The sequence below is a fragment of the Hyphomicrobium sp. LHD-15 genome, from assembly GCF_031157355.1.
In the GTDB taxonomy this organism is placed as follows: Bacteria; Pseudomonadota; Alphaproteobacteria; order Rhizobiales; family Hyphomicrobiaceae; genus Hyphomicrobium_C.
The window spans coordinates 171,212-192,932 of sequence record NZ_JAVIFT010000004.1 but is presented as its reverse complement, the minus strand read 5'-3'; the positions used below and the strand labels follow the sequence as shown (position 1 = coordinate 192,932).

The 21,721-nt window shown below is 61.3% G+C and carries 3 protein-coding genes; 1 reads left to right on the top strand and 2 read right to left on the bottom strand.

From position 1 onward, the window contains the following. Nucleotides 1–11: 11 nt before the first annotated feature. Both RCO24_RS14245 and RCO24_RS14240 read right to left on the bottom strand, forming a co-directional pair. Nucleotides 12–1,433, bottom strand: a complete 1,422-nt coding sequence (locus RCO24_RS14245) for an HlyD family type I secretion periplasmic adaptor subunit (protein ID WP_308963015.1) — start codon at nt 1,431–1,433, stop codon at nt 12–14. Beyond that, nucleotides 1,430–3,139 (bottom strand): type I secretion system permease/ATPase, encoded by a 1,710-nt coding sequence (locus RCO24_RS14240; RefSeq protein WP_308963013.1) that lies wholly within the window; start codon nt 3,137–3,139, stop codon nt 1,430–1,432. The genes RCO24_RS14245 and RCO24_RS14240 overlap by 4 nt, the downstream gene beginning before the upstream one ends. 534 nt (nt 3,140–3,673) lie before the next feature. On the opposite strand from RCO24_RS14240, the gene RCO24_RS14235 reads away from it, so the two are divergent. Beyond that, nucleotides 3,674–21,577, top strand: coding sequence for a hypothetical protein (locus RCO24_RS14235; protein ID WP_308963011.1), 17,904 nt, complete (start codon nt 3,674–3,676; stop codon nt 21,575–21,577). Nucleotides 21,578–21,721 lie beyond the last annotated feature (144 nt).

Genomic DNA, 21,721 nt, shown 5'->3' with positions numbered 1-21,721 from the left:
GGAAGTCGACGCTATTTCTCACGCAGGCCGTGACGCATCGACATCGTGATCGGCTCCAATATGTAATCAAGGACCGTGCGCGAGCCTGTCGGGATGATGATCTCGACCGGAGTTCCCGGCATCAGCTTGAGCCCGTCGATTTTTTTGAGTTCCGACGGGTCGACGTCCACGGTGATGTCGAAGAACAGGGCATGTCCTTCCGAATCAGGGCGCGCGTCTGCGGAGCGTGTGCGGATAGTTCCATGTACCACTGGAAGCCGCCGGCCCTGCGTGGTGAGCACGCGCAGCTCGGCGCGCATGCCTTCATGCACCTCGAGGCCGTCGGTCGGGCGAAGCTGCCCCTTTATGACGATTCCGGAATCGGCTGGCACGATCTCAAGCAGGCGCTCGCCTTTGCCGATCACTCCGCCCACCGTATTGACGGTGAGCCCCAGCACGTGGCCGCTGACGGGCGCCCGAATGACGGTGCGGACCAGGATATCCCTGGCGACCCGCTCGCGCTCCGTTGCGTCGGCGAGCTTGCCGCGCGCATCTTCGAGTTCCTGAGCGATCTTGAGGCGGAAATCGCTGTCGACCTGAACGATCTGGTTTTCGAGCTGCCCGATCAGGTGCTGCAGCCGCATGATGTGGCCCTGATACTCCTGCTGCTGGCTGAGCAGGGCCGACGCGGCGCGCTTGAGCTGCATCAAAGGCGAGTTGGTCGCATAGCCCTTGTCGTAGAGCATCTGCTTCGGGCCAAGCTCCTCGTTGACCATGCGATATTGGTCCGCGGCCGCATCGGCCTGCCCCTTGTAGATATCCATCTGCGTGCGCGCCTGCTTGATCTGCTCGCGGATGGTGCCGGCCTGCGTGGCGTTGGCGCTGCGCCGCGCCTGCAGGATCTGCTCTTGCGACGTCAGCAGTTGATCGACGCTCGGCTGGCTGCGCCGCTCGATGAGCGCCTTCGGGAAGTTGACCGCCGGCCGGCCGGCTGATTCGGCTTCGAGCCGGGCCAGCACGGTCGAAAGCGTCGTGACCGATTCGGTTTGAATTTCGAGCGCAGCGCGGGCCTGCACCTGCTCAAGCCGGATCAGTTCTTGCCCGGCGCTGACGAGATCGCCCTCCTTGACGAGGATGGCGCTCACGATACCGCCGTCCACGTGCTGTACGGCTTTGCGGTTTCCGTCCGCTCCGACGAGGCCGTAAGTGATGGCAGCGCTCTCGATCGGGCTCAAAGCGGCCCAGCCGCCAAGAAACCCGAAGAACCCGAGTACGACGATAAGACCGATTTTTATCAGGCGAACCGCCTGATTGAAATTTGCGGAGCCCGCGACCGAACGGACAGCGGATGCGCCCTTCGGATCGGCTTCGCCGTTTGGGGCGGAGCCGTTGGTTGCGGCTGTATTCGCGAATTCCGACTTGAGGAGCTCGAGCTTGGCGAGTGCGTGTTTCATGCGCTCTCTCCAATTCTCTTCTGGCCGGTCGCAAAGCCCGGCGCGATTCGCGGCATGACGCGCGCGATCGGGCCAAACTCGGCAACCGCGCCGTTGGTCAGTACCAGAACTTTATCGAGCGAGACGAGAATGCTGGGCCTGTGCGCGATCATGATCACGGTCGTTCCACGCGCTTTGAGTGCGGCGAGCAGCCCGTGCAGTGCCGTTTCGCCGTCGCTGTCGAGATTGGAGTTGGGCTCGTCGAGAACGACGAGTTTCGGATTGCCGAACACGGACCGCGCGAGCGCGATGCGTTGCCGCTGTCCGCCGGAGAGCGGCGCGCCGGACGCGAGCAGTCGCGTGTCGTATCCCTTCGGAAAGCCGAGGATCATCTCGTGCACGCCGGCAAGACGGGCCGCGGCTACGATCTCGGCGGCATCGACAGTGCGAAACCGCGCAATGTTCTCGGCGATCGAGCCTTCGAACAGCTCGATGTTCTGCGATACGTAGCCGGTGAAGGTGCCGAATTGCGCGCGACCCCAGGACCACACGTCGGCGCCGTCCAGGCGCACATTGCCGGCAGTGGGCTTGATCGCTCCGACGAGGAGGCGCGCGAGCGTCGATTTGCCGGCCGCGCTGGGGCCGACGATGCCGAGTGATTCGCCGGGGTTCACGAGGAACGAGATGTCGTTGAGTGTCGGCGCGCGTGCGCCAGGAACCGTGTAGGAGAGCGCCTCGACAGAGAGACGCCCTGCCGGAATAGGCAGCTCCATCGTCTTCGGCCGAAGCGGAACGGCCAAAACCTCCTCAACGCGCCCGAGTGCGGCCAGAGCCGAAAGAATCTGCCGCCAGACACCGACGAGCTGGTCGACGGGCATCAGGGCGCGAGTGCAGATGAGAGAGGCGGCGAACAGCGAGCCGGGCGAGATCTCACGGCCGACCGCAAGCCACGCGCCGGCGCCCATGATCAAAACCTGCAGCGTATAGCGGACGAACTTGATGACGCTCGAAACCGACGAGTTTCCCGCGCTGGCGTCCGCCTGCATGCCGATGGCCTGGACGCGAATGTCCGACCAGCGCTTGGAAAGCTCCGGCAGCATGCCCATGGCCCGCACGGTCTCGGCATTCCCGATCACGCCTTCGGTCAGCCGATAGCTTTCCTCGGTGAGCTTCGCCGACGTCGCGAGGCGCTGTCCGACGAGAACCTGGTTCAGCACCGCGAGCCCGATCACCAGCAAGGCGCCTCCCAGTGAAATGATGCCCAGCACCGGGTGCAGATAGAAGCACGCTAGCAGGAACAAAGGCGTCCACGGCAGGTCGAATAGAGTGAGGATGGCGCTGCCCGTCAACGCGTGGCGCACCGTATCGAGATCGCGAACTGCGCCCCCCTTCGTGACGCTCGCGGCATCTCCGTCCCGTTCGACAAGTCGCTCGAACAGTTGCTTGGACAGTTGCGCGTCGAACTGGATGCCGAGTGAGATGAGAAGGCGAGCTCGCACTTCCTCGAGCGCATTGGCGGCCGCGATGCCGCCCAGGACCGCGATGGTCAGCACGACGAGCGTCGCGCCGCTGCCGCTCGGCAGCACACGGTCGAAAACCTGAATTGTATAGAGCGGTATTCCGAGAGTCAGCGTGTTCACGAAAACGCTGAAAACCGCGGCCCATACAAGGAAGCGTTTATAGCCGGACAATCCGGCGCCGATTACGGCTGAGAGGGTTGGCGTCATCTGACTTTTTCATGCTCTTCCGCTGGGAGCGAATCACTGACGCAAACCTGATGCACGCTACATGAGTTTATTCCGAGCCGCACTTTAACAACGAGTAAGGCGATAAAGGGCGCAAGAAAGAGGAAATGAAGCTCGAAATGACGAGATTCATATTCAACTCGAAATGCCATTTTTTAGAGAAAACGGCACCTTGCGGACGCAACAATAAAAGACATTAGAGTCAGCAAGATGTGAGCGAAGCATAAACTGTTCGCTCAACGTTGCGAACTAGCTGATTTCAATTAGCAGTTTTATTGATGAGGTGAAATGCAGCCTTTTCGCGTAATTTACTAAAAAGAAACATTACCAGTGCATTTAATGTTCTTGGTACGGTGAAGAAGCCCGTAATGGGTGTTTCTGATTAAAACGATCGGTAGCTGCAAGTCGAAAAGAAGTCGAATGCGCTGACGGCGGATTAACAGGGGCGTGCACCGTGGGGGTTTGACTGGGTCGCCGCATAGCTGGCGGGCGCGCAACGTTAATTCGGGGTCTAAAATGGCTGTCGAGAATCTGCCGAACAAAAGCAAGGCCAATTCGTATACGACCGCGAGTGTCGATACGCTCATTGGCGGGTCGGCGACCGATACGGTCCTGGTCACAGGGGCGGCAGTCAATGCGAGCATCGACTTAGCCGGAGGGCGAGACAAGCTCACGCTCAGCGGTGTGGGGAACACGGCGACAGTCGCCGGCATCGAGACGCTGGTCGGAGGCGACGGGGCCGATACGATCACCGTCGCTGACGCGCTTTTGAAAGCCACCATCAACCTCGGAGGTGGCGACAACAAGCTGGTCATGGGCGACATCGCCAACACGGCGACGCTTTCCAACGTTCATACCGTCACCAGCGGCACTGGCGCAGACACCATTACCTTGGCGACGGTCCTGGCGAGTGACGGCTCGGTCGATCTCGGCGCGGGCGCGGACAAGCTGACCCTCGGCAATTTCGCCAACGCGGGCTCGATCGCGAACGTCGAGACCCTGATCTCCGGTACCAACGCAGATACGATCACCCTCACCAGCGCATTGGTGAACGGCAGCATCAATCTGGGCGTTGGCGCGGACAAGCTCACGCTCTCGAGCGCAGGTTCCAACTCCGGGACCGTGGCGAACGTAGAAACTCTCATCGGCGCGGGCGCCAACGACACCATCACGCTCGGATCTGCCGCATCTAAGGCGTCCATCGATCTCGGCGGCGGTTCGGACAAGCTGGTTCTCGGCAACTTCTCGAACACCGCGACGATTGCAAACGCCGAATCAGTGGTCGGCGGCACGGGCGCCGACACGATCACGCTTGGATCCGTGCTCACGACATCGACTGTTGTCGATCTCGGCAAGGGCACGGACAAGCTGACGCTTGGCGATTTCGTTAACGAGGGTGCCGTTTCTAACGTCGAAACCATTATTGGCGGCAGCGACGCGGACACGCTGACGTTCTCGGCCATCATTTCGAAGGGATTGATTGATCTCGGCGCCGGTGCCGACACCGTTACTATGGGCGATTTCGCGAACGTCGTGACGATCGCAAACGTGGAAAGCCTGCTCGGCGGCAGCGCAGGCGACACGGTTACGCTGAGCAACCTGCTCACGTCGGGTGCGACGATCGATCTCGCGGGCGGTAGCGACAAGCTGACGCTCGCAGCGGGTGCAAACACCGGCTCCATCGCCAATGTCGAAAGCATAATTGGCGCCAGTGGGGCTGACTCCATCACAATCACGTCTCAGCTGTCCGGAGGATCGATCGATCTTGCGGCCGGAAGCGACAAGCTCATTCTCGGCGATTTTGCCAACACGGGTAGCGTCGCGAACGTCGAAACGCTGATCGGCGGCTCATCGAGCGACGTCCTGACGTTGACATCGGCGGCGTCCAAGGGATCGATCGATCTCGGCGCCGGTCTTGACAGTCTTACGCTTGGCAATGGCACCAACACGGCCACCATTGCCAACGCGGAGACCATCGTTAGCGGATCCGGCGTTGATACGGTGACGCTCGCCTCGGCGCTCACGACATCGACCAGTGTCAACCTCGGCGCCGGCAAAGATACGCTATATCTTGGAAACTTCACCAACGAAGGCTCGGTCTCGAACGTCGAGACGATCGTCGGCGGCAGCGGCGCAGACACCCTGAGCTTTGGAGCGGCCATCGCGAAGGGATCGATCGATCTCGCCGGAGGCAGCGACACCATCAAGCTCGGCGATTTTGCGAACACGCTGAGCATTTCGAACATCGAAAGCCTGCTGGGCGGTAGCAGCACGGATACGGTGACGCTCGGTGCGGCGCTGACGTCTGCTCAGAGCATCGACCTCGGCGGCGGCAAGGACAAGCTGGTGCTTGGCAACTTTGCCAACGCTGGCTCGATTGCCAACGTCGAAAGCCTGGTTGCGGGCACAGGCGCAGACACCATCACCTTTGCGACCGTGGTTTCGAACGGGTTTGTCGACCTCGGCGTGGGACTGGACTCGATTACCTTCTCCGGCGCGGGCCCGGATGCGATGACAGTCGCCAACATCGAAACGGTGATCGGCGGCTCTGGGAACAATACGATCACGGTCTCGTCGGGCCTGGTCAATGGCTCGATTGATCTCGGCGACGGCGCCGACAAGCTGGTTCTGGCCAACAAGGTCAACACGGTTACGGTTGCAAACACCGAATCGATCGTCGGTGGATCCGGCGTCGATACCGTGACGCTCAACACGGCGCTCACGACATCGACCAACGTCGATCTGGGCGGCGGCAACGACAAGTTGATCCTCGGCAACTTCGTCAACGAAGGTTCTGTCTCGAACGTCGAAGTGATCGTAGGCGGCAGCAACTCGGACACGCTGACCTTTGCAGCTCTCGTCGCGAAGGCGTCTATTGATCTCGCTGCCGGCAACGACACCATCAAGCTCGGCGATTTCGCAAACAATCTGAGCATCTCGAACGTCGAAAGCGTGCTTGGCGGCAGCGCGGCCGATACCGTCGTGCTCGGCGCAATCCTAACCTCTGCTCAGACCATCGATCTCGCGGGCGGCAAGGACAAGCTCGTGCTCGGCAACTTTGCCAACGCGGGCTCGATCGCCAACGTCGAAACGATCACCGGCGCCGCCGGTGACGATTCGATCACCATCACGACGCTTCTGTCGAACGGCTCCATCGATCTCGGCGGTGGCAAGGACAAGCTGACGTTGGGCGATTTCGCCAACGTCGCGACGATTTCGAACGTCGAAACTTTCATCGGCGGATCGGGAAGTAACACGATCACGCTCGGTGGGTCGGCGGTGAAAGCCTCGTTGGACCTCGGCGCTGGCAACGACAAGATCATATTCGGAAGCTCGGGTAACACGGCAACGGTCGCCAACGCCGAATCGGTTGTCGGCGGCGCAGGCGTCGATAAGATCACCCTTGCCTCGGCTCTGACCACGGCGACCAATGTCGATCTCGGCAAGGGCTCGGACGAGCTGACGCTCGGAAATTTCGTAAACGAAGGCTCGGTTGCAAACGTTGAGACAATTGTCGGCGGCAGCCTTGCCGATACGCTGACGTTCTCCGCCGTCGTGTCGAAGGGGTCCATCGACCTCGGCGCGGGTACCGACACGATCAAGCTTGGCGATTTCGCGAACACCCTGTCGGTGTCGAACGTCGAAAGCCTGCTCGGCGGTAGCCAGACTGACACCGTAACTCTGGGCGCCATTCTGACGTCTGCTCAAACCATCGATTTGGGCGGCGGCAAGGACAAGTTAAATCTTGGTGCATTCGCCAACGCCGGATCGGTGGCGAATGTCGAGACGATCGTCGGTTTGGGCGGCGCGGATTCGATCACGATCACCACGTTGCTGTCGAACGGCTCGGTGGATCTCGGAGCGGGTAACGACAAGCTGACGCTCGGCGACTTCGCAAACGTCGCAACGCTTGCCAACGTTGAGACGCTGGTTGGTGGCTCCGGCAACAACACCATCACGATCAGCGGATCCGCAGTCAAAGCCTCGTTCGACCTGGGTGCTGGCAGCGACAAGATTACGTTCGGAAACATCGCGAACACCGCCACCGTATCGAACGCTGAATCGATTGTTGGCGGTTCGGGTGTCGACAACATCTCGCTCGGATCGGCCCTGACAACTTCTACGAACGTAAATCTTGGCGCCGGCGCTGATAAGTTGACGCTGGGCGACTTCACCAACGAAGGGTCCGTTTCAAACGTCGAGACCATCATTGGCGGCAGTGGGTCGGATACGCTGACGTTTGCAGCAATCGTTTCCAAGGGGTCGATTGATCTTGCTGGCGGAACCGATACTCTCAAGCTCGGCGACTTCAACAACACATTGACGGTTTCGAACGTCGAGAGCCTGCTCGGTGGTAGCCTGGCGGATACCGTAACTCTCGGCGCTGGACTCACGTCCGCTCAGACGATTGATCTGGGTGCCGGCAAGGACAAGCTGTTCCTGGCTAACTTCACCAACGCGGGCTCCATCGCGAATGTCGAGACAATCACCGGCGCGGCCGGCGCGGACTCGATAACGATCACGACGGCGCTGTCAGGCGGTGTTGTCGATCTTGGCCTGGGTCAAGACAAGGTAACACTGGGTGACTTCACCAATACCGGAAGCTTCTCGGGCGTTGAAACGATCGTCGGCGGAAGCGGCTCGGATACCGTAACGCTTGTAGGTGTCGCGGCGAAAGCATCGATTGACCTTGGCGCAGGCACCGACAAGCTCATTCTCGACAACTTTGCAAACAGTGCGACGCTGTCCGGCATCGAGACGGTGACGGGTGGAACCGGCAACGATACCATCAAGCTGGAGTCCGCGCTGACGACGTCGACCGTGATCGATCTCGGCAAGGGATCCGATACGCTGTCGCTTGGAAACGTCGCGAACGAAGGCAGCATCTCGAACGTCGAAACGCTGATCGGCGGCAGCGCTGCCGATACGGTGACGTTGAGCACCCAGATGAAGGGATCCGTAGACCTCGGCTCCGGTAGCGACACGCTGACGCTCGGCAACTTCGAAAACAGCCTGAGCATCTCGGGAGTGGAGACGCTGATCGGCGGCTCGCTCAAGGATACGGTGACGCTTTCGGGCGCAACCAGCGGGGCATCTATCGATCTCGGCGGCGGTGTGGATACGCTGACCCTGGCGAACACGTCCAACGTGGTCTCGCTTGCCAACGTGGAGGTGCTGATCAGTGGCGCCGGAAACGACGAGGTTCATTTCTCGCAACAGGTATCGAACGGATCGATCAACCTGAACGGCGGCAACGACAAGGTAAGCTTCGGAGACTTCGCCAATAGCGCCACGCTCACGAGCATCGAAACGGTCTCGGGCGGGTCGAGCTCCGACGTGATCACCCTGACGTCTGCCCTGTCCAAGGGCTCGGTCGATCTCGGCGCCGGCGCAGACAAGCTGACGCTCGCCAACTTCGCGAACTCCGCAACCGTATCGAACGTCGAAACACTGATCGGCGTCGGCGGTGCCGATACGATCACGCTGGGAGCGGCCCTCGTTTCATCGGCCAGCATCGATCTCGGCGCTGGAACCGACAAGTTGATCCTTGCGGACGTTGCGAACTCGGGCTCCCTGTCGAACGTGGAGATCGTGGTCGGCGGAACTGACGCGGACACCATCTCGATCGCGACCGCGATTTCCAACGGCGATATCAATCTCGGCGACGGCAGCGACAGCCTGACCCTCGGAAACTTCGCCAACACCGTCACTGTCAGCGGAACGGAAACTCTTGTCGGCGGATCTCTCGCCGATACGGTGACGCTTGGAACGGCGCTGACGACCGCGCACTCGATCAATCTGGGTGCAGGCATCGACACGTTGACCCTTGCGAAAGCGGCAACCAATACCGGCAGCCTGTCGAATGTCGAGCAAGTCGTGGGTGCCTCGGGCGCCGACACGCTCACCTTTGTGACCGCGCTTTCGAACGGATCGATCGACCTGTCGCAAGGAAACGACCAGGTCACATTCGGCGACTTCGCCAATAGCGCGACGCTCGCGAACGTCGAGACGATCATCGGCGGTTCTGGAGCCGACACCATCACCTTGTCTGCCGGCATCTCCAAGGGCTCTATCGATCTTGGAAGCGGCGCCGACACCCTGGTATTCAGCAACTCGGCCAACACCGCCACGGTTGCCAACGTTGAAACGCTCGTGTTCGGCAATGGCGTCGATACGATCACGATTGCCAGCCAGCTCTCCAACGGATCGCTCAATTTGGGCTCCGGCGCAGATACGCTGACGCTCGGAGACTTTGCAAACACAGCAACCATTCTGAGCGCGGAAACCATCTCTGGCGGCTCTGATGCTGATACAATCACGCTCGGGGCGGCCTTCACGGGATCGATCGATCTCGCCTCGGGATCGGACACCCTGACCCTCGGCAACTTCGCCAACACGGGTACGCTTGCCAACATCGAGACGGTGATCGGCGGAACGGGCGCCGACAAGATCACGCTCGCAACGGCAGTTTCCAACGCCTCGTTCGATCTCGGCGCGGGCGTAGACAGCCTGACGCTGAAGAGCGTGGCCAACGTCGCCAGCGTCTCAAACGTCGAAACGATCGTTGGCGGGACCGGAGCCGACACCATCACGCTCGGCAGTGCCCTTACGACGGCTCACAACATCGATCTGGGCGTTGGCAACGACAAGCTGATCCTCGGTGATTTCGTCAACAACGGTTCCGTTTCGCTCATCGAAACGGTGATTGGTGGCTCGGCCGCCGATACGATCACCTTCAAGACCATCGCTACCGGATCGGTGGATCTCGGATCTGGCGCCGACAAGCTGATCCTCGGAAACTTTGCCAACAAGGTAACGGTCTCCAATGTTGAGAGCATCGTAGGAAATGCGTCTGCCGACACCGTGACGCTTGGGTCGCAGGCAACCGGAGTTGCTGTCGATCTCGGATCGGGCGGCGACACGCTGATCCTGGGCAACTTCGTAAATGATGTAACGGTATCGAACACGGAGACCGTCACCGGCGGATCGGACGCCGACACGGTGACCCTCGCGACGCAAATTTCCAAGGGATCGGTCGATCTCGGCGCGGGCGCCGACAAGCTGACGCTCGGAAACTTCGTGAATACGGCCACGATCTCCAACGTCGAGTCTCTGGTCGGTGGCACCAGCTCTGACGCCATCACGCTCGGCGCTGCAATCACCTCGTCGACGCTCATCGATCTCGAGGCGGGTGCCGACACGCTGACGCTCGGAAACTTCGTCAACTCCGGCTCGGTTTCCAACGTCGAGACCCTCTTCGGCGGCAGCCTGGCCGACAGCATCACCTTCGCGACGCAGGTTTCGAACGCATCCGTGGATCTGCTCGCAGGGGCCGACAAGATCACGCTCGGAGACTTCGACAACACGCTGACGGTCTCGAACATCGAGACGATCGTGGGCGGCTCCGCGGCCGACAAGGTCGTGATCGCGACTGCGGTGAGCGCCGGTAGCATCGATCTCGCATCAGGCAGCGATAGCCTGACGCTTGGCAACTTCGCCAACACGGCGACGATCTCCAACGTCGAGTCGCTGACCACGGGCTCGGGCGCCGACACCATCACGCTGGGCGCGCAGGCATCCGACGCATCGATCAACCTGGGCGCCGGCAACGACACGCTGACCCTGGGCAATTTCGCCAACACGGCCACCGTCGCCAACGTCGAGACCATCGTCGGCGGTACGGATGCGGACGTGATCACCATCGCGACCCTTCTCTCGAAGGCTGATATCAACCTGGGAGCCGGCGTTGATGCGCTGACGCTCGGAAACTTCGCAAACGTCGCCACGGTAACGAACGTCGAAAGCCTGACAGGCGGCACCGGAGCCGATACCATCACTCTGGCGAACGCTCTCACCACGAGCCACAGCATCGATCTAGGCCTCGGCTCGAACAAGCTGATCCTGGGCGACTTCGCCAATACCGGCACCGTCGGCAGCGTCGAAAGCCTCGTCGGCGGAACCGACGCGGACACCATCACGCTGTCGACGCAAGTCTCACACGGCTCAGTCGACCTCGGCTCTGGCGCCGACAAGCTGACACTGGGCGATGTCGTCAATGCCCTGACCGTCTCGAACGTCGAAACGATCATCGGCGGTCTCGACAACGATACGGTGACTACCGCAACGCTCCTGTCCAACGCATCCGTCAACCTCGGCGGCGGAATCGACAAGCTGACCCTCGGCAACTTCGCCAACACCGCAACGGTTTCGAACGTCGAAACCCTGATCGGCGGCTCGGATGCCGATCACATTACGATCGGTGCAATCCTCGAGGTTGGAAACAGCGTGGATCTCGGCGTCGGCGCCGATACGCTGACCCTCGGTGACTTCACCAACGCGGGCTCGATCTCGAACGTCGAGACCATCATCGGTGGCTCGAGCTCGGACGAAATTGTCATCACGTCGCAGCTATCGGGAGCCTCGGTCAATCTCGGTGCGGGCGTCGATAGCCTCACCCTCGGCAACTTTGCGAACACGGCCACGATTTCCAACGTGGAATCGATCGTGGGCGGCTCGGGTGCCGACACGCTGACCATCGCGACCCAGGTCTCCGAAGGTACGGTGAATCTCGGCGCCGGAAATGACACCGTCAATCTGGGCGATTTCGCCAACACCGTCACGTTCTCCAACGTTGAGACGATCAATGGCGGCAGCGCGGCCGACACGGTCACCATCGCAACCGCTCTTTCTAACGCCCTTGTGAACCTCGGTTCGGGCTCCGATACTCTGACGCTCGCCGACGTCGCAAACACCGCGACTATCCAGAACGTAGAGAGCATCATCGGCGGATCCGCCGCGGACGTCATCACGCTGGGGACGCTGATTTCCAACGGCTCCATCGATCTCGCCAACGGCGCTGACAAGCTGACGCTCGGCGACTTCGCCAACGTCGTCTCGGTTTCCAATATCGAGACTGTCGCAGGCGGCAGCGCGAACGACACCGTAACCCTCAGCGAAGCTCTGACCGGATCTCACAAGATCGACCTCGGCGTCGGCGTGGACAAGCTGATCCTGAGCGACCTTTCGAATGCCGGCTCGGTGTCGAACGTAGAAAGCATCGTCGGTGGTACGGATTCCGATGCCATCACTTTCGCGACGGCAGTGTCGAACGGCTCTGTCGACCTGGGCGACGGAACCGACACCCTGACGCTCGGCAACTTCGTCAACGTCGTCACCGCATCCAACGCCGAAACGATCCTTGGCGGATCGAGCGCCGATACGGTTACGCTCGGCGCTCTGGCCTCGGATGTGTCGATCGACCTCGGCGTCGGCGCCGATACCCTGACCCTCGGCAATTTCGCCAACGTCGTGACGATCTCGCGCACGGAAACCATCGTGGGCGGATCCGCCAACGACACCGTTACGATCGGATCGGCTCTGACCGGCTCGATCAGCATTGATCTCGGATCCGGTAGCGACAAGCTGACGCTCGGTGATTTCACCAACGTCGGTTCCGTCTCGAACGTCGAGACGCTGATCGGTGGCGCCGGCAACGACGAGATCACTTACAGAACGCAGATCTCTAACGGCTCGATCGATCTCGGTGCCGGAAACGACAAGCTCACGCTGGGCGATTTCGCGAACTCGGTCTCTGTTTCTGGCTTCGAGACGCTGATCGGCGGATCTGTGGCGGATACCGTCACGGTCATGGGAGCTCTGTCTGGAGGCGAGGTCATCGATCTCGGCGCCGGAAACGACAAGATCACCTTCAGCGATGGCGGCAACACCGCAACCGTGGTGAACATCGAAACCGTCATCGGCGGAGCCGATTCGGATTCGATCACGATCAACGGCGGCCTGGCCAAGGGATCGGTCGACCTCGGAGCGGGTATCGATACCCTGACCCTCGGAGATGCGGCCAATACGCTGTCGGTCGAGAACGTCGAAAGCATTGTCGGTGGCTCGGCGGCTGACACGGTTACCCTGATGTCCGTCGCGTCCGACGCCTCCTTCGATCTTGGCGCGGGCACAGACAAGCTGACGCTCGGAGACTTCGCCAACACGGCAACGGTGGCGAACGTCGAGACGCTTGCTGCTGGTTCGGGCGCGGATACGATCACGCTCGCCTCGGCCGTCGCCGCAACCGGCAGCATCAATCTGGGCGCCGGTTCCGACAAGCTGATCCTGGGCGATTATGCCAACGCCGGAACGATCTCGAACGTCGAAACCATCATCGGCGGCATCGATTCGGACACGATCTCGATTGGTACGCAGGCCTCCAACGCCTCGATCGACCTCGGCGAGAGCGAAGACAAGATCACGTTCGGCAACTTCGCCAACACCGCTACGCTATCTAACGTCGAAAGTGTGGTCGGCGGCACGGGCGTCGACACGCTGACGGTGGCAACTGCACTGTCGATCACGGCCGACATCAACCTCGGCGCGGGTAACGACAAGCTGACGCTGGGCGATTTCGCCAACGCCGGCACCATCACCAATGTCGAAACGATCATCGGCGGCGCGGATGTCGATTCTCTGACGCTCGGATCGTCGCTCGCAACCTCGAGCTCTATCGACCTTGGCTCCGGCGCCGATACGCTGACGCTGGCCAACCTCACCAACACTGGCTCCGTCTTCAACGTCGAAACCGTCATTGGTGGCTCGGTCAACGACACGATCACCATCGGGACCCAGATCTCGGATGGATACATCGACCTTGGCGCGGGTAGCGACAAGCTTACGCTCGGCGATTTCGCCAACACGGTAACGGTTGCTTACACCGAGACCATTACCGGTGGCAGCAGCACGGACAACGTTGTCCTGGCAAGCGCGATCGGAAACAAGAACGTCATCGACCTCGGCGCCGGCAACGACAAGCTGACGCTTGGAGAGTTCGTCAATACGGGCTCTATCTCGAACGTCGAAACCCTGATCGGCGGCAGCGATACCGATACGATCTCCTACTCGGCTGCGGCATCCAACGCCTCAGTCGATCTGGGCGGCGGTGACGACACCGTCAACTTCGGAAACTTCGACAACACCGCATCCGTCTCCAACGTCGAGACGATCACTGCGGGAACGGGTGCCGATACAATCACTATCAGCACTGCCCTTTCGATTGCGGCAAGCATCGATCTCAAGACCGGCCTCGATAAGCTGGTGCTCGGCGACTTCGCCAACACCGCAACGGTATCGAACGTCGAAACGCTGATCGGCGGCTCGAGCAGCGACACCATCTCGCTCGGTGCAGCGCTGACCAACGGAAGCATCGACCTCGGCGCCGGCAACGACAGCCTGACGCTCGCCAACTCTGCCAACTCGGGAACGGTCGCGAACGTCGAATCGATCCTCGGCGGATCGACAGCGGATGTGATCACCGTCTCGACCCAGCTCTCGAATGCCAACATCGATCTCGGCGCCGGCAACGACGCGCTGACGCTGGGCGACTTCGCCAACACCGGCACGATCACCAACGTCGAGACCATCGTCGCCGGATCCGGCAACGATACGCTGACGCTTGGATCGCTCCTGAACAAGGCCGCGCTGGACTTCGGCTCGGGCAACGACAAGGTGATCCTCGGCGACTTCGCCAATATCGTCTCCATCTCCAACATCGAGACGATCGTTGGTGGCGGCCTCTCGGATACTGTTACGCTCTCAGGCCAGGCCTCCAATACCCTTGTCGATCTCGGCGCCGATATCGACAAGCTGACGCTCGGTAACTTTGCCAACACGCTGACGGTTTCCAACGTCGAAAGCCTGATCGGTGGAACCGACAGCGATACGGTCACGATCGGCGCGCTGCTCGATAACGGAAGCACGATTGATCTCGGCGCCGGAAACGACAAGGTCACGCTCGGCGACTTTGCGAACATCGTGACGATCGCGAACGTCGAAACCATCATCGGTGGCTCTGTCGCGGACAACGTGACGCTGTCCAAGGCGCTCACGACGTCCAACAGCATCGACCTGGGCGCTGGCATCGATACCCTGACGCTCGCCAACGTGGCCAACACCGGCTCGATCTCCAACGTCGAGCGCATCTACGGCAACGCCAACATCGACACCATTACCCTGACGAGCCAGATCTCGAACGGCGAAATCGACCTCGGTGCAGGTGCAGATCAGCTCGCATTCGGAGACTTTACGAACAACGCCACGGTTCTCAACGTCGAAACCATCGGCGGCGGAAGCGGTGCGGACACGATCACCATCGCGACGGCGGCCTCCAACGCCTCGATTAACCTCGGCGCGGGCAGCGACAAGCTGATCCTCAGCGATCTTGCGAACAAGCTCACGGTGGCCAGCGTGGAAACGCTGATCGGCGGAGCCGACATCGATACCGTCACGTTCGGAGACCAGCTGTCCGGCGCGTCGATCAACCTCGGCAGCAGCTTCGATACGCTGATCCTGGGCGACTTCGCCAACACCGGAACGCTGTCGAACGTCGAAAGCGTCGTCGGTGGCAGCGGAGCGGACACAATCGCCCTCGCGACCCTGGCAAACGATGTCTACGTCAATCTCGGCGCAGGTCTCGACAAGCTCACGCTCGGCGACTTCAGCAACCGCGTCTCGGTTGCGGGCGTGGAGACGGTCCTCGGCGGAACAGGCGCGGATTCCGTGACCCTGACCGCGGCGCTCGTATCGTCGAACAGCATCGATCTCGGAGTCGGAAACGACACCCTGACGCTCGGAAACTTCGCCAACGAGGGATCTGTCTCGAATGTCGAGACCGTTCTCGGCGGCTCCGGCATCGACAAGATCACCTTCGCGACCGTCATCTCGAAGGGCTCCGTGGATCTGGGCAACGGCTCCGACACCGCGATCCTTGGTGACTTCGCGAACGTGGTCACCTTCTCGAACGTGGAATCGGTTCTCGGCGGCAGCTTGGGCGACACCGTGACCTTCGGTACGGCGCTTTCGAACGCCGCGATCGATCTCGGCGCCGGCACCGACACCGTGACGCTGGGTAGCCTCGTCAACACCGCGACGATCTCGAACGTCGAAAGCATCGTCGGCGGCTCGTCGAGCGACACCATCACCCTTGGTTCCGCACTGGCCGCAACGGATGTCGTCAACCTTGGCGCCGGATCCGACAAGCTGACGCTCGGCGACTTCGCCAACGCCGGCACGGTCTCCAACGTCGAGACGATCGTCGGCGGCAGCGGAGCGGACACCATCACCATCGGCGCTGCAATCAGCGGCGGCTCGGTCGATCTCGGCGCGGGAGCCAACAAGCTCACGCTCGGCAACTTCACAAACTCGGTCACGGTTGCCAACGTCGGCACGGTGGTCGGCGGATCGGCTGCGGACTCGGTCACGCTCGCAACCGCACTGACTGCAAGCGATAGCATCGACCTCGATGCGGGCAGCGACAAGCTGACTCTCGGAAACTTCACCAACACCGGCTCGGTCTCGAATGTCGAGACGCTGATCGGCGGCTCTGGGTCCGACACCATCACCTTCGACACCATCCTCTCCAAGGGCAATATCGACCTCGGCGCGGGTAGCGACAAGGTGACCCTCGGCGACTTCGCCAACACGGCGACGATCTCGAATGTCGAGACGATCGCTGGCGGTAGCGACGACGACACCATCCAGATCAGCGGCGGGGTAACCAACGCCTCGATCGATCTGGGCGCTGGCTCCGACAAGCTCACCTTCGGCACCACCCACGCCAACATCGCGACCATATCGGGCGTCGAGAGCCTGGTCGGCGGCGGCGGCAACGACACCATCACCTTGAGCGGAGCTCTGACCGGCAGCAACAGCGTCAACCTGGGGTCGGGAGACGACACCCTTGTTCTCGCGAATGCGGCCAACACGGGCACGGTGTCGAACGTCGAGACGCTGATCGGCGGAACCGGCGCGGACACCATCACTATCAATACGCTGCTCGGCAACGCACTCATCAGCCTGGGAGCAGGCTCCGACAAGGTCGAGCTGGGCGACTACGCGAACAGCGCGACGATCACCGACGTCGAGACCATTGTTGGCGGCAGCGCCGCCGACACGATCACGCTCGGATCGGCACTCACCGCCACCGATAGCATCGATCTCGGATCCGGCAATGACAGGCTGACCCTGGGCGACTTCGCGAACACCGGCTCGATCTCGAACGTCGAGATCCTGGTGGGTGGAACCGGCGCGGATGTGATCACGGTCGTGACGCAGCTTTCGAACGGCAACATCAACCTCGGCGTCGGCATCGACAGCGTCACGCTGGGAGATTTCGCAAACACGGCAACCATTTCGAACGTCGAGAGCCTCCTTGGCGGCTCCGTCAACGACACGATCACGATCTCGACGCAACTCGTCGACGCGGTGATCGACCTTGGCGACGGCACCGACAAGCTGACGCTCGCGACCGCCAACAATACGGCTACGATCTCGAACGTCGAATCGCTGCTGGGCGGTGGCTCTGTGGATATCATTACGCTGGGTAGCGCTCTCACGAGCTCCAGCGAGGTGAACCTCAACGGTGGCCAGGACTCCTTGACTCTGGCGAATGTCGCCAACGCCGGCACGGTCTCGAACGTCGAGACGCTGATCGGCGGCAGCGATGCCGATACGATCACGGTCGCAACCCAGCTCAAGGGCGTCATCAGCCTCGGCGCAGGTGCGGACAAGATCACCCTCGGAGACTTCGCCAACACGGTGACCATCTCCGGAACGGAAACCATCGTCGGCGGCAGCGCCACGGATACGATCACGCTCGCCTCGGCGATCACGTCGAGCGACAGCATCGACCTGGGCTCCGGCGCGGATACGATCAAGCTGGCCGATGTCGTCAACACCGGCTCTCTCTCTAACATCGAGACGATCACCGGCGGCGCCGACTCCGATACCCTCACTGTCCTGACCCAGCTTTCGAACGGGTCGGTCGATCTCGGAGAGGGCATCGACAGCCTCACGCTGGGCGACTTCGCCAACACCGTCACGATTTCCAACGCTGAAAGCGTGCTTGGCGGATCGGCGGCTGACACGATCACGCTGAAAGCAGCGGCCTCCAACGCCGTCATCGATCTTGGATCCGGCGCGGATACCCTCACGCTTGGCAATTTCGTCAACGTTGCGACCCTGGCTGGCGTCGAGACGGTGATCGGTGGATCGAATACCGACACCATCGCCTTCACGGCACAGATTTCCAACGGTTCGATCGATCTCGGCGCCTTGTCCGACTCGCTGACCTTCGGCAACTTCGCCAACACGGCGACCGTGGGCAACACGGAGACCATCATCGGTGGTTCGGGTGCTGACACGATCACGATCTCGACCGTGATCACGAAGGGCGTGATCGATCTCGGAGACGGCACGGATAAGCTGGTCCTCGGCGACTTCAACAACACGGCAACGATCTCGAACGTCGAGACGCTGACGGGTGGCTCGCTGGCCGACACCATCACCCTTGGCGCAGCGCTCACGTCCTCCAGCCTGGTGGATCTGGGAGCTGGCCTGGATAAGCTGACGCTCGGAGATTTCGCCAACACGGGCTCGGTCTCGAACATCGAGACCCTGGTCGGTGGCGCGGATTCCGACACGATCACCTTCGCAACGCAGGTCTCTAACGCGACCATCAACCTGAGTGGCGGCTCGGATTCGCTGACCCTGGGCAACTTCGCCAACACGGCCACGATCTCGAACGCCGAATCGGTTCTGGGCGGCTCGCTCGCTGATACGATTACCCTCGGCGTGGCGACATCCGAGACCGTGATCGATCTCGGATCGGGTTCCGATACGCTGACGCTCGGAAACTTCATCAACGACCTGACGGTCGCGGGTGTCGAGACGCTGGTCGGTGGCTCGCTGGCTGATACCGTGACGCTCGGAAGTGCGCTGGTCTCGTCGAACTCGATCGATCTCGGCGCAGGCAAGGATACCGTCAAGCTCGGCGACTTCGCCAACACGGGATCGCTCACCAACGTCGAAACTGTCATCGGCGGCACGGGTGCCGACACCATCACGCTCGCAACGGCGGCCTCCAGTGGGTCGATCGATCTGGCGGATGGCGCGGACAAGCTGACGCTGGGCGACTTCACCAACTCGGCAACGGTCGCCAACATCGAAACGCTGGTCGGCGGTTCGGGTGCGGATACCATCACGCTCGCCGCGGCGCTCAACGCCTCGGATAGCATCAACCTCGGCGCCGGAAACGATAAGCTGACGCTGGCCAATGTCGTGAACACGGGCTCGCTCTCGAACGTCGAGACGATTGTCGGCGGAGCGGATACCGATACGATCACCCTTTCGACCCAGGCTTCCAACGCCTCGGTCGACCTTGGGGCCGGCATCGACGCCCTGACGTTCGGCAACTTCGCCAACACGGCGACGGTCTCGAACGCGGAATCGATCCTCGGCGGATCGACGACGGATACGATCACCTTGGGTGTTGCGGTGTCCGAAGCGACCATCGATCTCGGATCCGGCAATGATACTCTGACCCTCGGCGGATCGGGCAACGTGGCGACGGTCTCGAATGTCGAGACACTGATCGGCGCAAGCGGATCGGACACCATCACGCTTGGCAGTGCACTCGTCTCTTCGAACTCCGTCGATCTCGGCGCGGGAAGCGACGTCCTGAGGCTCGGCGACTACGCCAACACCGGCTCGATCAGCAATGTCGAGACGCTGATTGGTGGCGCGCTTGCCGACACGATCACGATCAACGGCATCGTCTCGAAGGGATCTATCGATCTCGGAGACGGCGCTGACACGCTGACCCTGGGCGACTTCGCGAACGTTGCGACGATCTCGCAAGTCGAGACCCTGATTGGCGGATCGGCTAACGATACGATCACGCTGTCGACTGCGCTCGCCGCAACCGACCTGGTCAATCTCGGCGCCGGATCCGACAAGCTCGTCCTCGGCGACGCGGCGAACTTGGGCTCGGTGGCGAACGTCGAAACCGTAACGAGCGGCAGCGACTCCGACAGCATCACCATCACGACGCAGGCCTCTAACGCCCTGATCGATCTCGGCGCCGGATACGACAGCGTGACCTTCGGCAACTTCGCCAACGTCGCGACCGTAAACAACGTCGAGTCGGTTCTTGGTGGCTCTGCGGCTGACACCGTGACTTTCGGAACGGTTGCTTCACAGGTGACGATCGATCTCGGTGCGGGTGCCGATACGCTGACGTTCGCGAACTACACGAACTCGGCAACAGTCTCGAACGTAGAGACCGTGATTGGCGGAACCGGCATCGATACGCTCACGTTTGCTTCGCAGGTTTCGAACGGCTCGGTCGATCTCGGCGCCGGCAACGATACGCTGACGCTGGCCGACTATGCCAACACCCTGACGGTGTCGAATGTCGAGACGATTGTGGCCGGCGCGGATGCCGACACGATCACCATCGCAACGCTGATTTCGAAGGGTACCATCAACCTTGGAGACGGCGCGGACAAGTTGACGCTCGGCAACTTCGCCAACGTCGTCTCGGTCTCGAACGTTGAAACCCTGATCGGCGGATCGGATGCCGATACCATCACCTTGACGTCCGCCATCGTCGACGGATCGTTCGATCTCGGAGCCGGCATCGACTCGCTGAAGTTCGGCAGCTTCACCAACTCGGCAACGGTCTCCAATGTCGAATCCATCGGCGGCGGCGCGAATGTCGATACCATCACGCTGGGTTCTGCACTGACGACCGCAATGTCGATCGATCTCGGCGCCGGAACGGACTCTCTATCGCTCGGAAACTTCACCAACACCGGTACGGTGACGAGCGTCGAAAGCCTGCTCGGCAACGCCGGCAGCGACACGATCACCTTCGCGTCGCAGGTCAACGGCGGCACGATCGATCTGGCTGGCGGTAGTGACAAGCTGACCTTCGGTAACTTCGCCAACACGGCGACGATCTCGAACGTCGAAACCATCGTCGGTGGAACCGGCGTCGATACCATCACCCTCGGCTCGCAGGCCTCCAACACCTCGATCGATCTGGGTAGCGGCATCGATAAGCTGACGCTCGGCGACTACAACAACACGATCTCGGTGGCCAATGCCGAGACGGTGATTGGTGGAGCGGGCGCGGATACCATCACGGTTACGGCCGGAACGGGCCATATCCGCGGCGGCGGCGGCATCGACCATGTGACCGGTGGCACGGGAGCTGACACCTTCGTGTTCGATCAGAACTCGACGGGCAGCTACATGAAGGTCATGAACATGGGCACCGGCTCCGACAGGATCGGTCTCGACACGGACAACAGCTCGACCGTCAATGGCAACACCTACGACACCACCGGTGCGCTCACCAACAACGGCAACATCAAGGCCGTTGCCAACCAGGGCGCACTCCTCTCGACGACGTTGTCGACGGGCGGTAAGGGTGGCTTCATCTACCAGCAGGATACCGGCGAGCTCTACTACAGCGCCAACGGCGACTTCACCTCCGGTGGTACGCTCGTCGGCGTCATCACGAGCGATGGATCGACGCCCTGGACCTACGACTTCACGAAGTTCCTGGATGTCTAGCCTGTGATCACGCGCAGGACACCCCCGGGTTCCGCGTGACAATGAAGATACAAGTCGAGCGGCTGCATCGAAAGATGCGGCCGCTCTGCGTTTTTGAACAGGGTTCTCGTTCAGGTTGGGGCAAGGCAAATCGCATGGAGATGT

Bases quoted from the DNA above. Each gene is read 5' to 3' on its own strand.
- RCO24_RS14245 (WP_308963015.1), bottom strand. From the start codon at position 1,433: ATGAAACACGCACTCGCCAAGCTCGAGCTCCTCAAGTCGGAATTCGCG.
- RCO24_RS14240 (WP_308963013.1), bottom strand. From the start codon at position 3,139: ATGACGCCAACCCTCTCAGCCGTAATCGGCGCCGGATTGTCCGGCTAT.
- RCO24_RS14235 (WP_308963011.1), top strand. From the start codon at position 3,674: ATGGCTGTCGAGAATCTGCCGAACAAAAGCAAGGCCAATTCGTATACG.